The sequence below is a fragment of the Staphylococcus schweitzeri genome (assembly GCF_002902405.1).
Taxonomy (GTDB): domain Bacteria; phylum Bacillota; class Bacilli; order Staphylococcales; family Staphylococcaceae; genus Staphylococcus; species Staphylococcus schweitzeri.
In genome coordinates this window covers 1-3,008 of the sequence record NZ_PPQS01000006.1, presented here as the reverse complement: position 1 = coordinate 3,008, position 3,008 = coordinate 1, and the positions used below count along the sequence as shown (strand labels likewise).

Genomic DNA, 3,008 nt, shown 5'->3' with positions numbered 1-3,008 from the left:
TGCTCTTACAGAATTTTTAGAGATAACTTAGAATTTCTAAGTTATCTCTAAAAAAGCCCTGCAGGAATTTGAAAAAATGCGGAAAAATTTTAAAGGATTTTATGCTAATTTTTAATTTGCATGTAAATGGGCAGTGTTAAAAAATTAGTCTCTGGTTTTGCTCGAATTTTTGATTATGAAATTAGCATATATTTATTTGGCTCGTATTTACGTTTTAAGAGCTTATATAAGTTTTAGGTAAAAAACTACATGATTTATCTTTTAATCTTTAAAATGCCTCTTTAAAATTCAAAATAGGGGCATTCATTATTTTAGTAAGCCTTGTGATAAAGTTTTTTGTGTTTTTTGTTTTTTTATTAACTGTATTTTTAAGTTTTAATTTTGTTAACTCGATTTTATTTGACGGTTCTTTTGTCTTTTTAGAAAGTTTTATCTATTCATTGGTTTTTACACTCGTTTTTTTAGGATTAGAGGGGGATAAGGATAAAAAGAAGTAGGAAGCGCATTTATGCCGAGAAAATTTATTGATGTTGAGAAGAACCCTTAACTAAACTTGAAGACGAATGTCGGCATAGCGTGAGCTATTAAGCCGACGATTCGACAAGTTTAGGGATTGTTAAGGGTTCCGAGGCTCAACGTCAATAAAGCAATTGGAATAAATTATATTGATTTATTTTAGAAACAACTACTTAGACCACCTAATGAGAAAAATTCTATTACAGCATTTCTAGTTGCTTTAGGGAATGTTCTAGTAGCTACATCAGCAGCTCTTTTGATTGCATTTTTTCTAGAATAACCTAATTTTCTTTGGTGTTTATATGCTGTTGATATTGCTTTAGCCATGGTTTGTATACCACCTTTGGCTTTCATTGCTTTTTTTACTTTAATTATTTTTGCCCAAGGTATTGCGTTGCTGGCTATTACAACACCTATTGCTGATATACAAGCTGTAAGGTTAGCTCTAGGTTGTATTCTATCAGGGTCTTTTATTAATTTTAGATTGTTATTTTCGTTTATGAATACATATCCTATGTATTCGTCCCCTTTATTCTTGTTCAGCCATTTTACACCTTCATCTATGCCTTTTTCAGCTATTGATTCCGGCATTTTTTCTAATAAATTAAAATAACTATGAATTCCTTTTTCTAAGTCTTGACTTTCTTTTTCTATGTTCATTGTTTGACTTTGTTGAGTATTTGCATGAACTGTTTGATTTTGAATTCCGTTAAAAGATGTTGCTAATAACGCAGTTGCTGTTAGTACTAAAATATGCTTTTTGATTTTTCTCTTTTTCATTTTGTCACCCTTTGTTATTTTATTAATACTTACCATTTATAAAATAATAATAACATAAAGGAGAGGTTTTATTTTGGAAAAATTATATAAAAATGTTCAGGTGATTTTGATAGTTTTAGTTGCTATTGTTTGTATTAATGGGTTCTTTAATTCTAATGAAATGCTAAAAGGTTTTATAAATATTTCTGCTTTTGTTTTTATATTACTTTTGGCTTTATTTTGTTTGATTTATGTTAAGTACAAAAAAAGATAAGTGAGTGTTTTTGAAACGAGTTGAAAACGAGTTTCTTCTTGTCTTGATACTATATAGAAATAACTCGATTTTATATATAGAGCTGTAACTATTGATATTACAGTGTTTAAACGTGTTTTTGTGCGTGAAAGGAAAATTTGACAATAAAAAACCCCAGTTATATTATTAAGGTGTCGAATCTTAAATAATACTGGGGGTCTTTTTATATGCAATATAATACTACTAGAAGTATAACCGAAAATCAAGATAATAAAACGTTAAAAGATATGACGAAAAGTGGGAAACAACGCCCATGGAGAGAAAAGAAAATAGATAATGTAAGCTATGCAGATATACTAGAAATTTTAAAAATCAAAAAGGCTTTTAATGTAAAACAATGTGGTAATATTTTAGAATTTAAGCCAACTGATGAAGGTTATTTGAAGTTACATAAGACGTGGTTTTGTAAATCAAAATTATGTCCGGTTTGTAATTGGAGACGTGCTATGAAAAATAGTTATCAAGCTCAAAAAGTGATTGAAGAAGTAATTAAGGAAAAGCCAAAAGCACGTTGGTTGTTTTTAACACTTTCAACTAAAAATGCGATAGATGGAGATACTTTAGAACAAAGTTTGAAGCATCTAACTAAAGCATTTGATAGGTTGAGTAGATATAAAAAGGTTAAACAAAATCTTGTTGGATTTATGCGTTCAACAGAAGTTACCGTTAATAAAAATGACGGTAGTTATAATCAGCATATGCACGTTTTGTTATGTGTTGAAAATGCATATTTTAGAAAAAAAGAGAATTATATAACTCAAGAAGAATGGGTTAATTTATGGCAAAGAGCGTTGCAAGTTGACTATCGACCTGTTGCTAATGTTAAAGCGATCAAACCGAATAAAAAAGGCGATAAAGACATTGAATCGGCAATCAAAGAGACCTCAAAATATTCGGTTAAATCATCTGATTTTTTAACTGATGATGATGAAAAAAATCAAGAAATTGTAAGTGATTTAGAAAAAGGTTTGTATCGAAAACGTATGTTAAGTTATGGTGGATTGCTTAAACAAAAGCATAAAATTTTAAACTTAGACGATGCCGAAGATGGTAATTTGATTAATACAAGTGATGAAGATAAAACAACAGACGAAGAAGAAAAAGCACATTCAATTACCGCAATTTGGAATTTCGAAAAGCAAAATTATTATTTAAGACATTAGTGATAACTGATGTCTTTTTTATTGCTTTTCTGTAAAAAAGTACTGTCACAAAAGTGTGACAAACGCTGTATACAGTGTCACAAAAGTGTGACAAACACAATATATTGTGTCACAAAAGTGTGACACTTGAGCTTTTTATGACCCCATACAAAAACATTTTCGATGCCTTGAAATATCTGGCTTTGCCAGATTCCCCATTCATTGATGGGGACAAATTTCTCTTATGCTCTTACAGAATTTTTAGAGATAACTTAGAA

At 29.6% G+C, this 3,008-nt stretch carries 3 protein-coding genes; 2 read left to right on the top strand and 1 reads right to left on the bottom strand.

Features of this window, described 5'->3' with window-relative positions; all coding sequences use genetic code 11:
- Positions 1-675: 675 nt before the first annotated feature.
- The gene (locus tag CD116_RS01390; protein WP_224757362.1) at positions 676-1,296 is read right to left on the bottom strand and encodes a hypothetical protein; all 621 of its coding nucleotides are present in this window, start codon (positions 1,294-1,296) and stop codon (positions 676-678) included.
- 73 nt (positions 1,297-1,369) lie between these two features.
- On the opposite strand from CD116_RS01390, the gene CD116_RS01385 reads away from it, so the two are divergent.
- Together CD116_RS01385 and CD116_RS01380 are read left to right on the top strand one after the other, a co-directional pair.
- Positions 1,370-1,549, top strand: coding sequence for a hypothetical protein (locus CD116_RS01385; protein WP_224757363.1), 180 nt, complete (start codon positions 1,370-1,372; stop codon positions 1,547-1,549).
- A 206-nt stretch (positions 1,550-1,755) separates the two neighbouring features.
- A complete protein-coding gene (locus tag CD116_RS01380; protein WP_103325163.1) occupies positions 1,756-2,751 on the top strand; it encodes a protein rep in 996 nt (331 codons plus the stop codon).
- Positions 2,752-3,008: the final 257 nt, after the last annotated feature.

Excerpts from the sequence above, each read along its gene's own strand:
- CD116_RS01380 (WP_103325163.1), top strand. The coding sequence starts at position 1,756 with ATGCAATATAATACTACTAGAAGTATAACCGAAAATCAAGATAATAAA.
- CD116_RS01390 (WP_224757362.1), bottom strand. The coding sequence starts at position 1,296 with ATGAAAAAGAGAAAAATCAAAAAGCATATTTTAGTACTAACAGCAACT.